The organism is Candidatus Hydrogenedentota bacterium, assembly GCA_019637335.1.
Lineage (GTDB): Bacteria > Hydrogenedentota > Hydrogenedentia > Hydrogenedentales > JAEUWI01 > JAEUWI01.
In genome coordinates this window covers 62,235-83,549 of sequence record JAHBVV010000032.1, presented here as the reverse complement: position 1 = coordinate 83,549, position 21,315 = coordinate 62,235, and the positions used below count along the sequence as shown (strand labels likewise).

Annotated in this window: 16 protein-coding genes and 1 pseudogene; 14 read left to right on the top strand and 3 right to left on the bottom strand. The window is 61.6% G+C overall.

The window, feature by feature from the left end; all coding sequences use genetic code 11:
• From KF886_23600 to KF886_23565, 8 genes and pseudogenes are all read left to right on the top strand, one after another.
• On the top strand, nt 1-251 hold a 251-nt coding region (locus KF886_23600; protein MBX3180346.1), incomplete at its 5' end, for a hypothetical protein.
• A gap of 527 nt (nt 252-778) precedes the next feature.
• Complete coding sequence (locus KF886_23595) at nt 779-997, top strand: hypothetical protein (protein MBX3180345.1); 219 nt, start codon at nt 779-781, stop codon at nt 995-997.
• A 3-nt stretch (nt 998-1,000) separates the two neighbouring features.
• Nucleotides 1,001-2,932 (top strand): hypothetical protein, encoded by a 1,932-nt coding sequence (locus KF886_23590; protein ID MBX3180344.1) that lies wholly within the window; start codon nt 1,001-1,003, stop codon nt 2,930-2,932.
• Nucleotides 2,929-3,708, top strand: a pseudogene (locus KF886_23585) (ParA family protein). The gene KF886_23590 and the pseudogene KF886_23585 overlap by 4 nt, the downstream one beginning before the upstream one ends.
• The gene (locus tag KF886_23580; GenBank protein MBX3180343.1) at nt 3,705-4,580 is read left to right on the top strand and encodes a ParB/RepB/Spo0J family partition protein; all 876 of its coding nucleotides are present in this window, start codon (nt 3,705-3,707) and stop codon (nt 4,578-4,580) included. Before KF886_23585 ends, KF886_23580 begins: the two are co-directional and overlap by 4 nt.
• A gap of 62 nt (nt 4,581-4,642) precedes the next feature.
• Nucleotides 4,643-5,926 (top strand): DUF1016 family protein, encoded by a 1,284-nt coding sequence (locus tag KF886_23575; GenBank protein ID MBX3180342.1) that lies wholly within the window; start codon nt 4,643-4,645, stop codon nt 5,924-5,926.
• Nucleotides 5,927-5,957: 31 nt separating this feature from the next.
• Nucleotides 5,958-8,627, top strand: a complete 2,670-nt coding sequence (locus tag KF886_23570) for a DEAD/DEAH box helicase (protein MBX3180341.1) — start codon at nt 5,958-5,960, stop codon at nt 8,625-8,627.
• A gap of 8 nt (nt 8,628-8,635) precedes the next feature.
• Nucleotides 8,636-9,715 (top strand): helix-turn-helix domain-containing protein, encoded by a 1,080-nt coding sequence (locus KF886_23565; GenBank protein MBX3180340.1) that lies wholly within the window; start codon nt 8,636-8,638, stop codon nt 9,713-9,715.
• 245 nt (nt 9,716-9,960) lie between these two features.
• Here KF886_23565 and KF886_23560 read toward each other — a convergent pair whose 3' ends face one another.
• Both KF886_23560 and KF886_23555 read right to left on the bottom strand, forming a co-directional pair.
• Nucleotides 9,961-12,069 (bottom strand): hypothetical protein, encoded by a 2,109-nt coding sequence (locus tag KF886_23560; GenBank protein ID MBX3180339.1) that lies wholly within the window; start codon nt 12,067-12,069, stop codon nt 9,961-9,963.
• Nucleotides 12,070-12,433: 364 nt separating this feature from the next.
• Entirely contained in the window at nt 12,434-12,823 is a 390-nt protein-coding gene (locus tag KF886_23555; protein MBX3180338.1) for a hypothetical protein, read from the bottom strand.
• Nucleotides 12,824-13,140: 317 nt separating this feature from the next.
• Between KF886_23555 and KF886_23550 the strand changes: the two genes are divergently transcribed.
• The 6 genes from KF886_23550 to KF886_23525 all read left to right on the top strand — a co-directional run bounded on the left by KF886_23550 (nt 13,141) and on the right by KF886_23525 (nt 19,965).
• Nucleotides 13,141-14,619 (top strand): pectate lyase, encoded by a 1,479-nt coding sequence (locus tag KF886_23550; protein ID MBX3180337.1) that lies wholly within the window; start codon nt 13,141-13,143, stop codon nt 14,617-14,619.
• A 60-nt stretch (nt 14,620-14,679) separates the two neighbouring features.
• Nucleotides 14,680-15,144 carry a hypothetical protein gene (locus tag KF886_23545; protein MBX3180336.1) on the top strand — a complete coding sequence of 155 codons (465 nt, stop codon included), beginning with the start codon at nt 14,680-14,682 and terminating at the stop codon, nt 15,142-15,144.
• Nucleotides 15,145-15,355: 211 nt separating this feature from the next.
• On the top strand, nt 15,356-16,345 hold the full coding sequence (locus KF886_23540) for a hypothetical protein (GenBank protein MBX3180335.1): 990 nt from the start codon (nt 15,356-15,358) through the stop codon (nt 16,343-16,345).
• The gene (locus KF886_23535; protein MBX3180334.1) at nt 16,342-17,115 is read left to right on the top strand and encodes a hypothetical protein; all 774 of its coding nucleotides are present in this window, start codon (nt 16,342-16,344) and stop codon (nt 17,113-17,115) included. The genes KF886_23540 and KF886_23535 overlap by 4 nt, the downstream gene beginning before the upstream one ends.
• Nucleotides 17,116-18,251: 1,136 nt before the next feature.
• Nucleotides 18,252-18,491, top strand: a complete 240-nt coding sequence (locus tag KF886_23530; GenBank protein MBX3180333.1) for a hypothetical protein — start codon at nt 18,252-18,254, stop codon at nt 18,489-18,491.
• A 637-nt stretch (nt 18,492-19,128) separates the two neighbouring features.
• On the top strand, nt 19,129-19,965 hold the full coding sequence (locus tag KF886_23525) for a Dam family site-specific DNA-(adenine-N6)-methyltransferase (protein ID MBX3180332.1): 837 nt from the start codon (nt 19,129-19,131) through the stop codon (nt 19,963-19,965).
• Between the two features lie 218 nt (nt 19,966-20,183).
• Here the strand turns inward: KF886_23525 and KF886_23520 are convergent, their stop codons facing one another.
• Complete coding sequence (locus KF886_23520; GenBank protein ID MBX3180331.1) at nt 20,184-21,299, bottom strand: hypothetical protein; 1,116 nt, start codon at nt 21,297-21,299, stop codon at nt 20,184-20,186.
• Nucleotides 21,300-21,315: the final 16 nt, after the last annotated feature.

The window sequence follows — 21,315 nt, the reverse complement described above, 5'->3', positions numbered from 1 at the left end:
GGAATTGGAATCGATGCAAGATCCCGAAGAACGTTAGTCTTCAATACCTCCAGCCGTGCGCGGGACAATCCAGGTTCCAATGGCAGTCACTGGCGAAAGTCATCCGACCGGGCACGCTGGACAACGCCATTTCCGCGCACCCCGTGCTCCCTACCCGGGAGACCACCCGCAGGGTCCGCCAGGGCCATGTTGCCCGGCGCGGCGTGCTTCAGAAAGATTCTCCCGTCCGCCCGCTTCACCACTCGGAATAGGGCCATCAGTGAGGAAGACGGCGCGCAGGCGTGCTTAATCCGCCAGACCCGGTATATGGCCGCGTAAGCGCCGGACGACTGCAAGCGAATTGCGCCCCTTTCATACGGGGCCTCGCCGCGTCAACGCTCGGCGCCAGTCGGCCAACCTTCGAGTGGCATCTCGGTCGGCCATAGACCTCCCGAGGACCCGGGTGTCCCCCGCCAAAATGGCAACGCGCCCATCCCATTCTATAGAGCAATTTCCCACGATTTGGCGACCTCGGGATGCACTTCTGGAGAAAGCACCCGACAGTGGCCAGTAAATTCTTGACAGTGATTTTATGGAAATTTACTTTATTTACTATACGGGAAACGGTATTGCCTCCGGGCCGGCAGTCCGGGCGGGTACAGCAAACCCCACATATTGGGCCTGATCCTGCGTCTTTCCCCTGCATTTTGCGATTGAAGGTGATTTTTTCCTTGACAAAGTTGTCGAACGTTGTCCACGATCAACATACAACGACAAGGTTCATCAAGGAGTTTGGTCCATGTCAGCATCTACAAACAGCGCGGCCACCCGCACCAAGAGCACCACCGGCATCAACTTCGATGCCCGTATCCTCGCTTATCTGGACGAGTTACGCCGCGAATCACCGGTTTTTCAGCGACGTTCTCGAAGCGAAGTGGTCAACATGATCATCGAAGACTTTGCCGCCCAGAACGGCACTCCTATTCACTCCCAAGAGGAACAACGGCACAGCGCATAACATATGGCAACCAAGGGCGATAAGAAACGCGGCGACAGGACTCCCTTCCAGGGTTATCCCGCGCCCACCAGCAACACGACCTACACGCCGAACCAGTTCTTCGACGTGGTGTTGCGCCATTCGTCCCGTGGATGCGTCCGCCTTGTGGCCTACATGATACGAAAAACCCTGGGATGGAGCGACGCCCAGGGCAATCCCCAGGAACCCCAGGTTGTCATCTCCTACAACCAGCTCATCCGCGAGGCGGGGATTAGCCGGGGAGCCATCGGACCCGCGATAGAGGAAGCCGTCACCCACCACTTCATCCGCTGCATCAGGGAAGGCCGCGCCTCCGGCCCCCGCCAGAGCGCGGTATCGGCGCTTTACGAGCTTTGTTGGGATGATCGCGACGAATACATCAAGGATCTATCTGTTTTTGGTGGTTTCTATTCCGGAAACGGAAACCTGACCTACATCCCAAACGCCTTCTTCGACTTCACCGTGCCCAACGAATCCCTGGCCGTAATCAAGGTCGTGGGCGCCATCATCCGACACACCATCGGATTCCAGACCCGCTTCGGCTTCCGGCGCCAGCAGATTGAAATGAGCTTCACCCGGCTTCAGCGCATCACGGGAATCGCCTCACGGCGCAGTCTCAACGACGCCATACAGCATTCCATCAAAAACAATCATATACAGCGCATAGAGGCGGGCTTCTTTGATTCCAATGCCGGGCAGGCCAGCCGCGCCGCCACGTATGGCATAAAGTGGACTGACACAAACACTTATCCGATGAACAGTCCAAAAAGGATACCGGAGCAAGCAGGCGATTTCCGCGATCCGAGCCCTCAGGCGGTTCAAAAAGAATACCGGGCCGACTCGGAGGCCACTCACGAATCTTCACCGAGACCGGTTCAAAAAGCAGACCGGACTCAGTTCAATAAAGATACCGGACGTCGGTTCATAAAGGATACCGAGACCGGTTCAGAATCCAAACCGGCGCCGGTTCAAAAAGAACACCGTGACCAGTCCATTATTGACACCGGTATAGAAATAACAGATCTAAAGAACACCCTAAATAAAACCAGTAAACAACAACAGGCGGCGCCTGCTGCTGTCGAGGGGGCTTTTTCTCGATTGAAGGAGGAAGGGTTTGACCGAACCACGGCGACACGACTCGCCGAGGCCTTTCCCCCACTCCAGATCATCCAGCAATGCGAATGGCTTCCACTCCGGAATCCCACCCGGAACCGCCTGGGCCTCCTGCGGAAGAGTATCGAAGAAAACTGGCCATGTCCCGAGGCGGAAAATCCCGAACGCCTGGGCGGCGTCTTCGCCGCTCACTTCTATGCGGCCTGGGCCGGCAACAGCGAGCAGCCCGCCGCCGCCGTGGTGCGGTCGGACGTGGAAGCCGGGGAGCGCTTCGTGAAGGAGTTGCTTCGCCACTATCCCCACGAGGACAAAGTCCACCGGATGGGCCGAAGCTTCGGGGAATACGTCCGCGATCAGGAGCTGGCCAACCCCGGGATGCCCCGCTCGCTCAAATTGGCCCTAACCCGCCACGGGGACGCCTTCGTTGTGGACTTTCGTCGGAAGGTGCGCGCATCGGCGAAGAAGGCGGCCGATCGGGCCCGCAAGCTGCACTATGACCGGTTTCGCGGAGACTATATGGACTACGTGCGCGATCGGGAAATCCAGCTTCGGGACGAAAACCCGCTGCTGTATGCCGCATTCGAGGAGGAGGAACGCCGCCAGCGGGAATTCCTGGCGTCCTCGCCGTATTGCCAGTCGCCCGAGTTTATCAATCAGATGCTCGCTGCTTTCGACAGCGACAAGGAGCATTTGAAGCGTTTTTACGAATATTCGAGGGAACTCGACGGGAGCATTCTCGATTTCTGGGGATGGGACCGGGAATTTAATCCGACCCGCATGGGCCAGGAGGTGGTCAACGTATGAGAATCATTACGGTCATTAATGCGAAGGGCGGGTGTGGGAAATCGACCATCGCCATGAACCTCGCCGCGGCCCTCGCCCAGGACGGCGCGCGGGTGCTCCTATCCGACATGGACCCGCAGGCCCAGGTCTCCGAATGGCTCCACGCCAGCGACGGCCTCTCCTGGGAGGACACCATCGTTGCGGCGCTGCTGGGGCATGCGCCGCTGGCGGAGGTCATCCACACCACGCGGCACAAGAACCTGTCCTTTGTCGCGAGCGCCTTCGCGCTGGAGGAATACGGCCGGGACATCGTTCACCAGGAAGGCTACTTCGAAGGTTACGCCGGCGTGCTGGCGCAACTGCCCGAGGATGCATACGACTTCCTGATCGTCGATGCCCCGAACCAGATCTCGCCGATCATGGAAAACACGATCTATCCGGCGGACCTCTTCATTGTGCCCTTTGAGAGCACCAAGGCCGTGAAGTCCTACGCGAACTTTTACAGCCTGCTGCTCCAGATCCGGCCAAGCGCGGACTTCCACCTCCTGCACGTGCTCAACAATCTGCACCGGCCCGGCCTGCGCAAGCGGGTCATCGAGCGGATGCACGAGGAGCACATCCCCATTGCCCAGGCCGAAATCCGCAATTGCGGATGGCTCGCCCAGGTGGACGAGCACGGCGGGTCGATTCTCGAATACCGGCCGCGCTCCAAGGGGGCTGTGGATATCAAGGCCCTGCGCGACGAGGTGCTGGGGCTGTTCAACGTCAAGAAACGCAAGAAGGTAGCCAACGCATGAGCCACGCAGAATCCACCGCCGAAAACCGGCCCTCGCGGCTTCAACTGGTCCGGGAAAAGGGCAAGGGCGCGATCCCCGCGATCCCCAAACGCGGCGCCCAGCTGCTGGACATTGACCTGCTTATCGAAGACCCGAAAAACGAGCGCAAGACCTTCCGCAACATGGAGGGGCTGGTTGACACGGTCCGGGCCCTGGGCGTCATCGAGCCCTTGACCGTCACCGCCCACGACGGCGGAAAATACATGGTCGTCACCGGGCACCGGCGCCTGCGCGCCGCCCGCGAAGCCGGCCTCAAGCAGCTCCGCGTGGTGATCACCGATCCCGAGGAGAGCCAGGCCCGGCGGCGGCGCAGTATCGTCAGCAACGTCCAGCGGGAAGACGTTCCGCCCGTGGAGCTCGCCGAAGCCCTCCAGGCCATCCTCGATGAAGATCCCGCCGTAAAGACCCAGCGCGACCTCGCCAAAATGATCGGCAAACGCGAGGCCTGGGTCAGCGACATGCTCCGGATCCTCAGCCTCCCCCCCGCGCTCCAGCAGGAACTTCGGACGTCCGAAGCCCCGGTCCCCTACGACGCCGTCATGCGCATTTCCCGCGTGGACGACGCGAAGCTCCAGAAACACCTCGTCAAAGACGTCCTCGACGGCAAGCCCAACCGAGAGATCCGGGCCAGGATCGACGAGGCCAAGGGCAAAAAAGCCCCGACCCCCGCGCCCAGCCCGAGGCCTGTCGCCAAGACCACCGAAGCCCCCAAAGACCAGACCTACCGCATCGACCTGCCCAGCGCCACCGTCACCGTGAACTTCAAGAAGGGGCCGGTGTCGAAGTCGTCCGTGAAGGCCATGCTGCTCCAGGCGCTGGAGAGTTTGGGGTAAAATACACCGGCGGAAGCCATCGAAATGACCGCAACACGTGGCGCAGGCGCCGGGAGCGAACGATGAGCAATCCAACAAACGACCGATCGTTGGCACAACCGGACGCCCTCTTTGAGCGGATTGTCGGGATCCTGGAAGAAGCCCGGGGGAATCTTGTCCGGGCGGTCAATACCCAGATGGTGACGGCCTACTGGCTCATCGGCCGGGAGATTGTGGAAGAGATCCAAGGCGGCGAGGACCGGGCGGAATATGGCAAGCAGGTGGTTGAGAGTCTTTCCGCCCGTCTAACCGAGCGGTACGGTCGGGGTTTCTCCGAGCAGAGTCTCCAGAACTACCGAAAGTTCTATCTGGTTTATTCTGAGCGACTTGCAATTTCCTCCCCGGCGGGGAGGGAATTGGCTCAGCGGGAAATTCGTCACCCGGCGGGTGACGAATTGAGCATTGAAAGAAAACCCCACCCGTCTGGTGACGAATTCGCAGAAATTGAAAAACAGCGCCCGCCGGGCTTGGAATTCGGCACGAACAAGGCTATTCCCGCCCCGTCGGGAAGAGAATTGGTCCCTGTAGAGAATCAGTACCCGACGGGTATCAATTTCGCACCAGCCTTCTCCCCCCTCCTCTCCTGGTCCCACTATCGCGCCCTGATGCGGGTCGACGACCCCGCCGCGCGTGCGTTCTACGAGCGCGAGGCGGTGGAATGCGGCTGGAGCAAGGCCCAACTGGAGCGCCAGATTCACACCGCCTACTACCAGCGCATTGTAGCCCATCGTGGCGCGACCGCGGTGGACGCGCCGGATCGGGAACGGCTGACCGGCGAACCGCCCAGTGCTGTGGACGTGCTGAAATCGCCCTACGTGCTCGAGTTTCTCGGCCTTCCCGACAGGCCGGAACTCCACGAGAGCCACATCGAGCAGGCCATCATCGACAACCTGCAATCGTTCCTGCTGGAACTGGGAAAAGGCTTCGCCTTCGTCGCACGTCAGCGCCACATCCGTTTTGATGGTGAGGATTTCTACATCGACCTCGTCTTCTACAATTTCATCCTGAAATGCTTCCTCCTTATTGATCTGAAAAATGGCAAATTGACCCACCGCGACGTGGGCCAGATGGACGGTTACGTCCGTCTCTTCGAGGATCGATTCAAGATGCCGGAAGACAACCCGACCATCGGGCTTATTCTCTGCTCCGACAAGAGCGAGGCCGTGGCCAGGTATTCCGTGCTCAGCGAGAGCCGCCAGATCTTCGCGTCAAAGTACCTGCAATTCCTGCCGAGTGAAGAAGAGCTGCAAGTGGAGATCCAGAGAGAACGCCGGCAAATTGAGGCGGCCCTGGAGAACAAGGACTAGAACGCGCGGGTTAGCCGCGCCAGGAGCCAGAATGCCTATTCGATTGACCCCGGCGGGCCACTTGCGCTGGGTGGATGACGAACACGCCGCCGTGCGTGGCGAGGCGGTCCTTCGGGATACGTTCGGTGCCCATTGGCCCGAGGCGTTGTTTGTCCTCGCGGCGGAGAAGACGTATTCCGGCGGAGAAGCCTCGCTCCGCTACTGGCAGGACTTTGCCGCGCGCTATCTGACGGCTCTATGCCATGTGCCCGCCGGTGCCGATTCCTTCCGCATCTCGCCCCCGTCCCCCGCCGACTGCGCGGGACTGATCCTGACCGCGCCCCCGATGGAGGGCGCGGAATATCTCTCAGAAGCCGTACTGTGCGCGATCTGGGAGGACCTCGACGCCTGGGTGCGCGAGGCTATCCTGAAGGACGGCGACCTGGAGTCCTTCCTGGACTCGCGGGCGCCCCGGTGGCGGCAGGTCGGCCGGGTTTGCTTTCACCTGGCCGAAAACAAGAACGACAGCGTGAGCCCCTTCGCCTTCATGGCCACCTACACGGCGGGTTTCGGCGCATCGGGCCAGCTCAGGCACCTACCCCTGCGCAAGGCCCTGGAGCAGTACGCCACCGCGAATAACCGGCCCGCGCTCGTCAAGCTGCTTTCACCGGTCCACGAGGCGGCCAAGCGCTGTGACTGGGTAAAGGCGCTGGTGGATTCCAGCGGGATCTACCAGCCGACGGCCTGGGCCGCCCCGCGCGCTTATACCTTCCTGCGATCCGTTCCCGCCCTGGAGGAGAGCGGCCTCTCAGTGACCATGCCCGACTGGTGGAAACGGCGGCCCCGCCCCCGGGTGGCGGTGACCATCGGCGAACAGAGAAGATCCACCCTCGGGACGGACGCCATGCTTGACTTCAACGTCGAGGTCGCGCTCGTCGATGCGGCGCTGTCGCCGTCGGAGATCAAGGCGCTGCTGGCGGGAGAGGATGGCCTGGTGCTGATCAAGGGCCAGTGGGTCGAGGTGGACCGGGCAAAGCTCCAGGAGGCCATCGGCCACTGGGAGGCGATCCAGGCGGATGCCGCAAACGGCGAAATTTCCTTTGTGGAAGGCATGCGCCTTCTGGCGGGAGCCTCGCGGGATCTGGCCCACGAAGTGGAAGAAGATCAGGAGCGCTCCTGGGTTCACGTGACGGCGGGCGAGGCCCTGGCCGGGGTGCTGGCGGGCCTGCGGGATCCGTCGCGCCTCGCCGGCGGCGGAAAGGGCGCGCTGCACGATACCCTCCGCCCCTACCAGCGCGACGGCGTGGCTTGGATGCGATTCCTCACTGAGCTCGGCCTCGGTGCCTGCCTGGCGGACGACATGGGCCTCGGCAAGACCATCCAGATCCTCGCCCTGCTCTTGGCCGGGGGCAACGTTCGGGCGGGCAAACGGAAACCCTCATTGCTTGTGGTGCCCGCTTCGCTCCTGGGCAATTGGCGCCAGGAGGCGGAGCGCTTTGCGCCGTCCTTGACGCTCCAGTTTCTCCACCCGGCGGAGGCGGGCCGCGAAGAGCTCGAGCAGATCGCCAAGGCACCGGAAACATACCTTTCCGAGGTCGATCTCGCGGTTACGACCTACGCCATGCTGACGCGCCAGACCTGGCTCACGGCGCAGCATTGGGATTTGGTCATTCTAGACGAGGCCCAGGCCATCAAGAATCCTTCCGCGAGTCAGGCGAAAGCCGTCAAGCAGCTAGACGCGCGCGCGCGCATTGCGCTCACGGGTACGCCCGTGGAAAACCGCCTGGGCGATCTGTGGTCCCTCTTCGACTTCCTCAACCCCGGCCTGCTCGGTTCGGCAACGGAGTTCAAGGGCTTCGTGAAGGGCCTCCAGGCGCGCCCGGCGAACCAGTTCGCGCCCTTGAGACAGTTGGCGGGGCCCTACATCCTGCGGCGCCTGAAGACAGACCGCGCCATCATCACGGACCTGCCGGACAAGACGGAAACCACGCGCTACTGCAACCTGACCAAGGCTCAGGTTAAGCTCTACGAGCAGGCCGTGAAGTCGATGAAGAAATCCCTGGAAAAGGCGGACGGGATCGCGCGGCGCGGGCTGGTGCTGCAAACGCTGATGCGCCTGAAGCAGATCTGCAACCACCCCAGCCAGCTTGCCGGGGACGGCGAGTACGGCGCGGGGGACAGCGGGAAGTTTTTGCGCATCGCGGAGATCTGCGAGGAACTCGCCGAACGGCAGGAGAGGGTCCTGGTGTTTACCCAGTTCCGCGAGATCATCGAGCCCCTGTCGGAGCATCTGGGGGCCATCTTCGGGCGTTCGGGCCTCGTCCTGCACGGCGGCACGGGCGTGAAGCAGCGGAAGGAGATCGTCGCCCGGTTTCAGGAAGAGGACGGCCCGCCCTTTTTCATCCTGTCGCTGAAGGCGGGCGGCACGGGCCTGAACCTTACGGCGGCTTCCCACGTGATCCACTTCGACCGCTGGTGGAACCCCGCCGTGGAAAATCAGGCCACGGACCGCGCCTTCCGTATCGGCCAGAAGCGCAACGTGCTGGTGCACAAGTTCGTCACGCGAGGCACGGTCGAAGAGCGGATTGACGCGCTGATTGAGGAAAAGCGACAATTGGCGACCGAATTGCTCTCGGGCGAGGGCGAGGTAAACCTGACCGAACTGCCCGACGACGAATTGCTGCGCCTGGTCCGGCTCGATGTGAGCCAGGCGGCGCTTTAGGAGTATCCATGCCCTACTGGGAACGCGAATATGTGCCCGTGGCCGCGCGCCGTGCGCAGGCGAAGAAGAAGATGGAGGCGCTGCGGAAGCAGGGCAAGGATGTCAAGCCCGTGGAGATTGACGGGCAGAAGATTGCCCACAGTTTCTGGGGAAAGGGCTGGTGCAAACATCTGGAGTCGTTTTCCGATTATTCCAACCGACTGCCCCGGGGGCGGACCTACGCGCGCAATGGCTCCGTGTGCCACCTGGAAATTCAGCCGGGCCGCATCGAGGCCCTGGTTTCCGGCTCCTCGCTCTACACCGTTACCGTGGAGATCAAGGCGCTGCCCGCGTCGGCCTGGAAAACCATCAAAGGCAAATGCGCCGGGAGTATCGGCTCCATGCTGGAGTTGCTTCAGGGCAAGCTGTCCAACGAAGTGATGGCGGTCGTGAGCGATCGGGAGGGCGGCCTCTTTCCCAAGCCCGGCGAGATTAAGCTCAAGTGCAGCTGTCCCGACTGGGCCACCATGTGCAAGCACGTAGCTGCGGTGCTGTACGGCGCGGGCAACCGCTTTGACACGCGGCCCGAGCTGCTGTTTCTGCTGCGCGACGTGGCGGCGGAGGAACTGATTACCGCGGATCTGGCGCTTCCCGGAAATGCCCGAGCGGGCGGCGGGGCCATAGCGGAATCGCAGCTCGCGGATATATTCGGGATCGAACTCGACGATGGCGACCCCGCCCCCCTCGCGGTCCCGGCGAACGGTGCTGGCGCGCGTGCCACGAAATCGAGCAACGCACCGACGCCGTCACGGAAGGCAACGAACAGACAGCCCGCCAGACAGACCACGCCCGCCCGCCCAGCACGCGCGGAAAATGCGGCGAAGCAACGCGGAGCGGGTGCATCACCCGTGCCCCGGATCCGCCCCTCCTCGGCATCCGTCGCGCGGCTGCGCAAAAAGCTTGGCCTGAGCGTGGTGGAATTCGCCACCGCACTCGGTGTCACGGCGGCAACGGTCTATCGCTGGGAGGCAGCCGGTGGCCTTCTGGCCCTCCAGCAACGCCCGCTTCAGGCCCTGGCCGATCTGCATCAGCGGGCCAATGCCCTATAGCCCCGCGTGTGATGGCCGCCGAAGGGACGACCAGTGTTTCGGGTTGGCGGAAGCCCTTGAGCTTGGTCATGCCGCTCGCTCTGCCCAGCGCGACCGTAGCCGTGACCTTCAAGAAGGGCCCGGTGTCCAAGTCGTCGGTGAAGGCGATACTGCTCCAGGCGCTGGAGAGTCTGGGGTAGAAATACACCCCGTTCCCTCTGCCCGCGCCCGAAACAGGTGGCCCCGGCGCAAGTATGAATTGCTGGTCATCGTGCTGGTGAAATGCGGAGCACGACGGGGGACTCCGCGGGAACCTCCCACCGAACCACCTGCCCGCCCTGGAATTCTTTGTGCAGGTCCGACTTCGGGTACACCTGTTCCACGCGCAGCGAACCGCTGGCTTCAAGCCCGATGCTTTCCGCCGTCAAAGCAAACTCGCCGCTTACAGGTTCAGGGTTGGGATTGAACAAGAAGACCAGACCCCTGTCGCCGGCGATGTGTGCGGAGCCGTCCACGCGCCCCGCCGCAGGCCACCCCGGCAGGTCATTTCTCACCTTGAGATATTCCTCATTCTTGCGGCCCCAATCGAGCCACCGCTGGATCTCGGCCCGATCTTCCTCTGGAATCCCCGTCTTGGTCGGCATATAATACAACTGATTGGGCGAGGACGATATTGCGCTCAGGAGAATGTAATCCAGATTCCCGCGCGGCCAGTTGGGCGCGCGATCATGCGCGGCGGAACGGCTGGGGAAAAGCAGGGGCTGATCCACATAATGGGGGAAGAAATCATGGTGCACGCGCGCGCGCGACCAGGTTCGAATGTGGTCACCGGCCACTACGTTCAGCGGCTGTCCGGACAGGCCGGGAAGCGGAGACACCTCCTCGTCCGCCGTGCCGCTTTCCAGTAGCGTAAAGCAGACGTCCACATTCTGCAGCGACCACACCCCCAGATCCATGGGTGGGCGGCAGGTGAAAATGTACATGGCCGGATGCGCCTCCCGCACTGCGTCGATCAGGCGGCCCAGGGCGCGCTGGCAGGCGTAGTTCGAGTCGCCCGGAAGGTGGTCGTGCGTATCGGCGGTGCAGTCCGCGGGCACAATAGAGGTAAACCAGCCGCCATCGCCAAAAAAGCTCCCGTCTATGGCCCACGACGCATGGAAGCCGCTGGAAAGGCCCTGGAGATTGATTTCGATCAGCCAGTCGAGGAATTCCGTGTTGGCCAGGCAGTTGGCCGGATTACGGGATAGAAGCGGGGATTCGCCCTCTTTGGGTGCGCGGGTCATCAGCCAGTCCGGCCTGTCCGGACGAAGGGCTTTCCCCAGTTTGGACCAGGGGTGGCTGTTGTTCATTGTGGGCCACATCGCGACGCGCACGGCGCGCGCCTGCGCATGTTCGAGAAACCGCCGGTTGAAGGGGCCGATCTCAAACGGGTCTCCCGCTGTAAGATTGTGCAGCTTCTCGGTCTCGCCGCCCCAGGGGTGGCTGTCCGACAGCCAGTCAATGCCGCAGGCGGCCAGGAAATCGAGCGAGGCCATGTCCGCCTCGACTTCCGCCAGCGTTGCATAGCCGTTCTGGCTCATTTCGCTGTGCCAGCCACAAGCCATGGGCACAAGACCGTGACGAGGGGGCCCCAGTACCGTGGACGTCATGGCCACCATCGCCTTGGACTCCGACCAGAGCGGCAACCCGTCGGATGCCTGGTCGTCGGGCGACCGCTTGTATACGCCGAGGTAGACGGGCTCGCACGCGAAGCGCTGACCCGCGCCCACCTTCAACGAAGGCGCATAGGCAAGTGTAAGCCGGTTACCACTGGCGTTCGAAGCGTCGAATGGCTCCGCAACGCCTGCGAAGAATCCACCTTTCTCCGTGCGGCCAAAATACGTGCGGGAGGGTTCGGCGCCCGCGGTCCGGCCGAACTTCGGATAGCGATACTCAACCACGCCGAGACCCGCATATGCGATCGTGGGGCTGCTTACCACCACACGCGTCACGCCCGTAGCCTGAGCGGGAATGAGAACGACCCGCTTCTCCAGGAAATGATCATTCGCGCGCAGGTGGTAGGTGACTTCAACCGCCACGGCATCGGTCGCATAGTGCACCCGGAAGAGCTCATCCGACAAGGCAACCGACGCCACACGGGCTTCCGACGAATCGAAGCGAAACGCTACCGCCTCCACCACCACCGGATCCCCCGCAATGCCGTAGGTTTCGCCCGTGAGCTTGTTTTCCAAGGCAATCGGCGTGCCAGAAGTCGCGTCGAAAGTCAGACCCAATTGGCTGTTTTCCAATACGGCCCGTTCCTGCGCTCCCGCGAGCGAAACCGGAATCAGGCCACATGAGAGCAGCGTCAGATAGACAAAGCGAAGCCGATACATCACGAGACTCCTTCAGGAGGCGCGGTCCCATTGACCGAAACGCAACGTCACGGGGAATCATCATCTAGACCGAGATAAGCCGACCAATACCCGAGAGCGGTACGTGCCCATCCTAACAGAGTGACGTTGGCCAACGCCTACCAGAAATCCCAGGTCAGCGACATCTTACGCATCCTCACCCTCCCCCCGCGCGCCGGCAGGAACTTCGGACGTCCGAAGTTTTGAAACGGGGCCAGTCGTGTCCTCTCGCCACGGAAGGCCCGCGGGTAGCATACTGCGCCTCCGATGGCCCTAACGGGCCAACGGAAACGGGCGCACGATGTCGCCTCGCGGCCACGCACCTGCCCTGCTCGCGGCTTACTATTCAGGAAGGAAGCGATTCAGAAAACTCGTTCACCGCCGCGAAAGCCTGAATAGCCGTATCCGGCGCATCCGGAAGGAAACGCGCATAACGCACGGGGCCATCCTCGCCTGGACTTTCAAAATTTCCGCGAAGCGTCTTCATGGCATGGACGAAAGCATCGGCTTTAAGCTCTTCGGGTCGTACCGACTGCCTGACCCCGGCGGCTTCGCCGCCAGCGCGTTGCAGGATGTACACCAGATCGTGAACGTCCTTGCCTTCGCGGCGGTGAACGAGGTTTTCTAAGAAAAAGTATCCCGCCTGGAAAGGCTTCGGATCTCCGAAGGCGACACCCTCCGACTCGGAAGCCGATCCGATAGGCGTGGGAAGCTGCGCGCGGGGTACGGATTGCAAGCGCGGGCTCGCTGGAGGTTCTCGCCTGACTGGCCGGACGTATCCGGTCGCGCTGGTCCCGTGTACATGCCATCCCGCGGGGGGACACCGGCTTCTTTCGCGAGCCCACCATCACGCGGCGTCGAGGCCGTCGGTGACGGTGATGTTGCGTTATACGGCGGAGAGTCTGAATTGGTGGCTATAATGGAGGTGCGTTGACAAGGTAACATTGGAGCGGTTAACAAGCACCAGCATGCGGTAGCGCTGGGCTCACCGCCGCCGCCGCGCCAGCGTCGAAACGAATCGCAGGAAACGAAACACCCCGGGGAGCGACGAGTATGAAACCGTCAAGTCGCTTGACCATTTTCGCCTGCATGGCGATCCTGCTTGTTTGGCCGCCTTCCGGCTTGCGCGCGGAATATCTGGGCGCGGCCTCGGATGCGGGCCCGCAACTCGCCTTCCCCGGAGCGGAGGGCTTTGGGCGTCATGCGCTCGGCGGACGTGGAGGGGACGTTTATTACGTGACAAATCTGGACGATGGCGGCCCCGGCTCACTGCGCCTCGGCCTTGAATCCGCCGATGGTCCGCGCACCATACTCTTCCGGGTTTCGGGAACCATCGCTCTAGAAAGTACGCTTTCGGTGGACGCCCCGTATATCACCATTGCTGGACAGAGCGCCCCGGGGGACGGCATCACTCTGCGCGATCATGGCCTGGTTGTGGGCAACGATCATGTGATCATCCGATATATCCGCTCGCGCTTGGGAGACCGTGCCGGGCGGGCGGATACCGCGGTTCGCATCCATGCGGGGCGCAATGTCATTCTTGACCACGTAACCGCGAGCTGGGGGGTGGACGAGATCCTGTCCAGTTCCTCTCCGGCCTATGGCTCGGTCCAGGAGACCGAAGCCGGCGTCACCGACCTGATTACCATTCAGTGGTGCATCATCTCGGAAGGCCTTTACAACGTGCCGCGCGTGGAAGGCATCCGAAACCGCGCTTTTGGCAGCGTGATTCGCGGGCGGCGCGAGTCGCTGCACCACAACCTCTACGCACACCTTAACAACCGCGGCCCAAAGATCGCCTGGCGCGCGCACAGCAAGGTGGACTTTCGCAACAACGTCATCTACAACTGCCCCAGCCGCGCCAGCTATGACGGCTCCAACGCCTACGTAAACTGGGCCAACAACTACTACAAGCCCGGGCCGAACGCGGGCCGTCCAGAGGTCTTTATCATATATCAGATATGGAATGATCCCCCGATGAAGGGGGAATTGGAAGTCGCGCCACGGTTCTATGTTTCTGGGAACCATGTCGAGGGTTATCCAGCGTTGAGCGAGGATAATCACCTCGGGATCGAGTTCCGGAAGGGAGCCGGACCGGACTCGCTTGTGCCGGCCCCGCACGATTTCCCCCCGTTGCACGGGGAGCAGCCCGCCGCGGAGGCTTATCTGTCGGTCCTCGATGGGGCCGGCGCCTCCCACGCTCGTGACGCCATTGACCGGCGCCTTGTCGAGGAGGTCCGGCAGGGGACGGCAACCTATGGTGGAACGCGGGGCGCCGCCACTGGCATTATCGACAGCCCGGAAGACGTGGGCGGCTGGCCGGTACTGCGCTCTCTCCCGCCACCATCCGACACCGACGGCGATGGTATGCCCGACTGGTGGGAAACTGAACATGGCCTCGACCCCGGGGATTCCAACGACCGCAACCACGACCGCACCGGTGATGGCTACACCAATCTCGAGGAGTACCTGAACTGGCTCGCGGACCCGGCGGGCCGCCTGCTCGACCACCATCCACAGCGTGCGGACTGACGCAAGACCGTGGCCGCAAGAGGATCACGCACGCCGCGCCCGGCCCTGCCATGAAGGTCCGTGGCCGGCGCCGAAGGCCCCGAGGGGCAGGCGGCTATCCCGACAGATGGTGACATCAGTCGCGATCCGGTTATTGATGGCATGATCCGTCAAGAGGACGAGGGCAAGCAAGGTTCGGTTCTCGACGGTGTAGCAAATCACGATGACGATAAGCCTTCGCCGGATCTTCCAAACGAACTACGGTTCTGCTACGGAGTACAGCGGCGGTCGCGAGGCACGGTGCAGCACGACTTCCTGGAATGGACGGAGCATAAGGCGGCCCACAGCGATGGCCACTATACACGTGCCATTGCTTCGTACAAGCGCTGGCAACGGAAAACCCAACCTGTTCCTTTTGCGGTGGTAGTTCGGCTCGAAGACCTCGGCCGGGAAGCAGACGTTTACGCACGTGTTGCCAATGCCCTTACCGAGGTTAAGGTTGCGGCAAGAGGCCGCCGGCAACGTCAGCGGTCAGCGGGGGTGTAGGGGGGAGAACTTCGGACGTCCGAAGTTCTTTCATCGCCCGCGTGAATCGAACCCGCTGTAATGCAATAGTCGAACCGGGATTCTCTGAGGACGGATGTTTCTTCAATATTGAACCCTTGGGATACGACGGCGCCAATCATAAGTAAAGCTTGACATGCACAATAAATCTTGTTATTTTAGTGTGCATAGATAATTTTATGATTGGCATCCAATGAGCCTACTGGACGAACTGAAATCCTACTTGGCCGCGACCCTCGAAGCGCGGCCGGAAATCCATCCGTTGGCCAAGAACTCCCTGGCTGCCCTTCCCCTGTACCTGACGACCGAGCTCGAAATCCGCCAGTTAAATCTCTTCGGAGAGAATGTCCTTGTTGCGCTGGCCGATTTCCATGGCAAACTCGATCTGGCCAGATTGGCCAAACAGCGGGAAGCTATCCAGACCAAGTTGGGCGCAACCGTTGTCCTTGTGCTTCCTCAAATCAAATCCTATGAGCGGCGGCGGCTCATTCAGAAACAGGTTCCCTTCATCGTCCCGCACCGGCAAATGTATATGCCCATGCTGCTGACGGATCTGCGGGAGCGCTTTCCTGCGCGCACGAATGGGGAAATGAAAACCATGAGTTGGGTGGCCCAGGTCGTTGTGCTACGCCATCTGCTTTCTCACGACATCACAGAACGGCCTCTAGCGCATATCGCCGGAATACTCGGGTATACGCCCATGGCCATTTCACAGGCCGTCGACGAACTGGTCTCCTTGGAACTCTGCGAACGGATCCGCGTCGGACGTGAGAAAAGAATCCGCTTTCGCGCCACGCCGCCGGAACTCTGGCGGACAGCCCTTCCTTACATGCGCGCCCCGGTCAAGAAGACACTCCTTGCGAGCGAATTGGATGAGCAGATCAAGACTTCGTTTCGCGCCGGGTTGACTGCGTTGTCAAAGCGAACCGATATCCTGTCGAATGAACTTCTCACAGTCGCGATGAGTGAAGTAGAGTTCCGCAAGGCACGAGAGCAAGGCAGAATTGAAATAACAGAACTTGAGGAAGACGCCCGGGCGATCATTGAGACGTGGGCCTATTCACCCAGGGCGCTGGCCATTGGCGCGGCCGTGGACCCCTTGTCGCTCTTTCTTTGCTTTCGCGAGGATCCCGACGAACGCGTTCAGGCCGCCCTTGAGCAACTTATAGAGGTTATAGAATGATCAAAGGACTCGAACGCTTTCGCGATCACTTCAGCGCGTACGCAGACAACTTCGTCCTGATTGGTGGCGTTGCGGCCATGCAATGGCTCGAAGAAGCAGACATGAGGCCGCGGGCTACGAAAGACTTCGACCTGGTCTTATTCGTTGAAGACATTGACGATCAGTTTCTCGGCCACTTCTGGCAATTCGTGAAAGACGGCGGCTACGACAATTTGCGGAAGAACACGGGGGAGAGGGTCTATTATCGTTTCACGGCGCCGAAGGAAGACTATCCAACGATGCTCGAAATCTTCTCCCGCGCGCCGGCGACGCTGGAACTTCGGGGATCTCCGGAGATAATTCCAATTCCCGCCGGCGAAGATGCATCGAGTCTGTCGGCAATCCTCATGGATGACGACTACTATGGCGTCGTGCGAGACAATAAACGCATGCGTGAAGGGTTGCCGCTGTTGTCTCCCGAAGGCCTCATTCTGCTCAAGGCCAAGGCCTTTCTGGATCTGAACAACCGGCGCCGGGAGGGCGATCACGTCGACGAGAAGCACATCAAGAAACACCGGAATGATGTGTTCAAACTGTCATTGCTTCTCGCACCGGATCAGCAGCTGACCATACCCCGCTCGGTTCATTCAGACCTGCAAGAATTCTTGGACACCTTTCCCGAAAACAATTCAGAATGGGGGAGTATCCGCCAAGCGTCCGGATTGAACCCCCGGCAGATGGATCCTTCACGTATTCTGGAAGTCTTAACCGCGGGGTTTCAGCCCGCCTGAGCCATACGGTCCCTCGGTAGTGAAAACTTCGGATGTCCGAAGTTTTTTGATCAGCGTGGGGGAGAGCGGAGACCGGTGCCTGGCATTCGCGTGGTGCGGGTGTGGATGTCGCGTATGGCGCTTGGCTTGTTGTCGCAGGAAAACTTCGGACGTCCGAAGTTTTCGGACGAGAGTGGGGGAGCTTTACCGCTCCGATATTTCCTGAGGGGATGATCTCTCCATTGATTATCGTGTACCGGGCACTGTCGGCGTACCAATTTTCGTGACGTGGGCGTGGATTGCATCCCGAAACTTTCGGGGCATTGTGAGCGGCATGAGCACGACTTCGGCGAGGCTTGAAAGTCTTTGCGCAAACCATGGCGAGCGATGCGCCTCGACGAAATCCAGATCGGCGCTTAATTCAGGCGATCAATTGTCGTTGGGGTGTGACGACAACGCTTGGGTGTGTTGTGTGATTGATCCGAGCGGAACGATGTGCGTACGCAGTCGCGGCATGGCTCAATTGGGTACGTATCCATCGGTGTTGGAGCGGCAGCATCCTGACAGATGCCGCGCCGGGGACCGATCAAAGTGGGGGATCTTCACCACCCCGTTCAACGTCTGATAATCTATCTTATGTAACCCATGGCGGCGGCTTGCGGCTTGCTCCGCAGTGTCGCGGCCATTATCCATTTCCGCGCGCCTGGCGCGCGCGCGATGTTACCAGGGCCCCACGACGTCTTGCGGGCGCGGGCGCGCAAATCGCAAGGCCGGGCGGCCCGGGGCCGCCCGGCGGCAACGTATCAGCCTCGCTGTCCGGCGCGGCGTCTAATCGTAGCCTGTCGCGTTGGCTGGTGCGTGCGTCGCCGGCGCGCCTCGCTGGCGATCCCAATCATCCCGCTGTTTCCGGGTGGTTGGCGTGGCGGCCCGCCGATTCGTTTGGCGGACGTTTCCGCCGCCGCGCCCGATGCGTCTCCCATGCCGCGTTCTTTTCCGGTTTTCTCCCGCCGGTTTATTCGGGAGCACCCGCTTCGCGTACGGACGGGTCGCTTCTCCGTCAAGGAACTACCTGCGCAAGCGCACGTTCCTCCTTGCCCTCGGCATAACCCCTCCGTGGTGTGCACACCCGTTATAAACCTCTCATAGGAGAAAACATCATGGAAAAGAACAGACCAGCACACGAAATTCGCATCGGCGCCGTCAAGGCGGTGATTTGGGCCAACCAATCCGAATCGGGCGTTTACTACAACGTCAACCTGTCCCGGATTTACAAGGACGGGGATGATTGGAAATCCACCGACAGCTTCCGGCGCGACGACTTGCCCCTGGTGGCCAAGCTGGCGGACAAGGCCTTCGATTGGATCCTGAATCCGGCCGGCGAGGAAGCGTCCGATTAATATTTCCGCCGGGCGGCCCCGGGCCGCCCGGCTCTTGCGCGATTTGGCGTTCAGACGCGATTTTCCCGGTGGACAGGGGCGCGCTTTCCTGTTAAGGAGCGCCTCATGGACAAGGACAAGAATGAAACCCGCAAGCAGATCATTCGGGACATTCTCGTAGGCTTTATTGTGGGGTTGCTCCTGGCCGCGCTTGCCGCGGTCGCGCGGAACCTCTCCTGAGGCCTCGGGAAAAAAAGAACCGCACTCCGGGTGGAGTGCGGTCCCAAACCTGGAAAGGTCTACATGAGCAACTGGATCAGGCCGCCGCCGGCTAGAAAGCCGGCCACGCCCGAGATTATGACCCATTTCAACCTTTTCCAACGGGAGCTATCGCCCCCGCCATGTACGTGATTATGGATAATCACGTGGACTGCGCGCTTTTTCATGGTTCCTCCTTCTCCGCGTTAACAAACCGTAATTCGCTAACCTGAGAAGGCGTGCCGGTGTGGCGCGCAGGCTGCCGTGTTTTTTCTCCTGGCAACAAGGGAGTTAAGGAACGGGTTCAACTGCGTTGGCTGTAGTGTACCATAAGATCCCGGAATTCCAGGGAAAAAAGTCTTGGGTTGTTCCGGCCCGCGCCGCGTGTTAACGGGGTCGCATGACACGACCCGAGCCGAAACCCGGTACCGCCGATACAAACCCCAGAGCAACAGCAGCGCCCGCGCTGCCGCCGCTCCTCAAGTGGCTGGGAGGCAAGCGCTGGCTGGCCCCCGATATCGCCGCGCTTTATGCGGGCCACCGGCAGCGCCGCCTTGTGGAGCCCTTCTGCGGCGGCCTCGCGGTCGCCCTGGGCCTGCGTCCCCGCGAGGCCCTCCTGAACGACGCGAACCCGCACCTGATCAACTTCTACACCTGGATCCAGCGCGGTCTCATCATTCGCATCGCCCTGGAAAACGACGCCGCAACCTACTACAACCACAGGACCCGGTTTAACGATCTTATCGCGCGCGGGCGCTCCGGTGACCCGGAGGCGGCCATGCTTTTCTATTACCTCAATCGCCACGGCTTCAACGGCCTCTGTCGCTTCAACCGGCGCGGCGACTTCAACGTGCCCTTCGGGCGCTACCGCCGGACGCGCTGCGCAACCCGCTTTGAGGCCCATCGCCAACAGCTCGCATCCTGGCGGTTCCAGTCCCGCGACTTCGCGCGGCTTCGCCTGCGCCCCAGCGACTTCGTCTACGCCGACCCGCCTTACGACGACGCCTTCACCCAGTACGGCGCCGAGAGCTTCTCATGGGACGATCAGGTGCGCCTCGCCCATTGGCTCGCGCGCCATCCCGGTCCGGTGGTTCTCTCCAACCACGACACCGACCGCGTACGAACGCTCTATCAGGATCTTGGATTCCGCATCGTGCAACTGCACGCCCCGCGACGGATCAGCGCCAACGGCGACCGGACACCCGCGCGGGAGCTGCTGGCGTTGAGGAATGTTTAGGGGCGCGGATGATAGGTGGTGTGCTTGGGAAATTTCGGACGTCCGAAGTTCTCGTCGTATTCTGCATCAAAAATCGTGTGGTGATAGAATCTAGGTCCGCTGAATCTTTAGTAGCACTGACAATTTTCATCGTCGGGGTACACCCCGCCACGTTTCGTTTAGTAGAAGTTTCATGGGGAAGCTTCATTGGGGTGATGTCCAGATTAGGCGGTCTCAGGTCAGTCGCCGGTTTTCGGGGCGGCTTCCAGCGCGGTGCCGAGGACCCAGTCGGTGGTGGCGCGTCCCGCGCGATCACCGCCGGCGTAGCCACCGATACCGCCGGCAACAGCGCCGACGACACCGCCGACGGTGGCGCCTACGGCGTTGCCGATGACCGGCACGAAGGAGCCGATGGCGGCGCCGGCGGCGCTCCCGCCGATCGCCCCGACCCAGGCCCCGCCGGCGGCGCCGGCCCAGCCACCGATCATGCCGGTCACCTGCTGGACGTGGCGGTTGAGGCGTTCGTCTTCGGTGATGCGGCCCTGGGCGAATTCGGCTTCGATGGATTGGTACTCTTGGGTTGCCGCGTAGAGATCGACGATGACGAGGACGGGAGCCGCGAATTTGGCGAGGGTTTTGGTGAGCTTGAGTGCGAGGGCGCTGCCTTTGAGGGCGTCCGCGGCCTCCTGGGCGGCCTTTCTGGCGGCGGTGTTGGTGCCGTTCAGTGCGACTTGGATGATGTCCTGAAGCTCTTCGACGAGGGTGGCGGCGCGGCTGGCGGCGGCCTTCGACTTCGGGTGGTCGGTGGTGAAGTGGAAGCCCTCTTTCACGCGAGGGGCCTTGGGCTCGCCGTAGGTGTGTTCGGTGTGGATCACGACCGTCTCGAGGGCGCCTTCTTTGGCGGCCTGGAGCACCAGGGCGGCGACCCTCTTCTCCTCGACGGTGGTTCTGGGGCTTTTGAGCATGTCGGCGGCGGATTCGACGGCGAACTCGGGCGTGCCCTGGGTGAGGCCCTTGCGCTGCCCGAGGGTGCTGGTGCCGCCTTTGGCTTCGAGGCACACGATCTTGCCGTCGGGCGTGCGGTAGACCTGATCCACGCCCTGGCGGAACTGCTTCTGGGTGTGGTCGAGGACGGGCTCGTAACCCTGGCCCTTGGCCCACTGGGCGGCACCCGCCTCGCCGAGGGCTTCGGCCATGAGCTTTCGGGTCTCGGAAGAGGCTTCGTGCCACGCGTGCTGGTGGCTGGTAAGCGTGCTGAGATCCGCAGGGGGCTTGAGACTGGTGTCGGCTGCGGCGAAGCCGGCAAGCAGAAGGCCAGCGGCAACCATGGCGGTGAAGGAGAGGGTGCTTTTCATGGATTTGTTTCCTTTG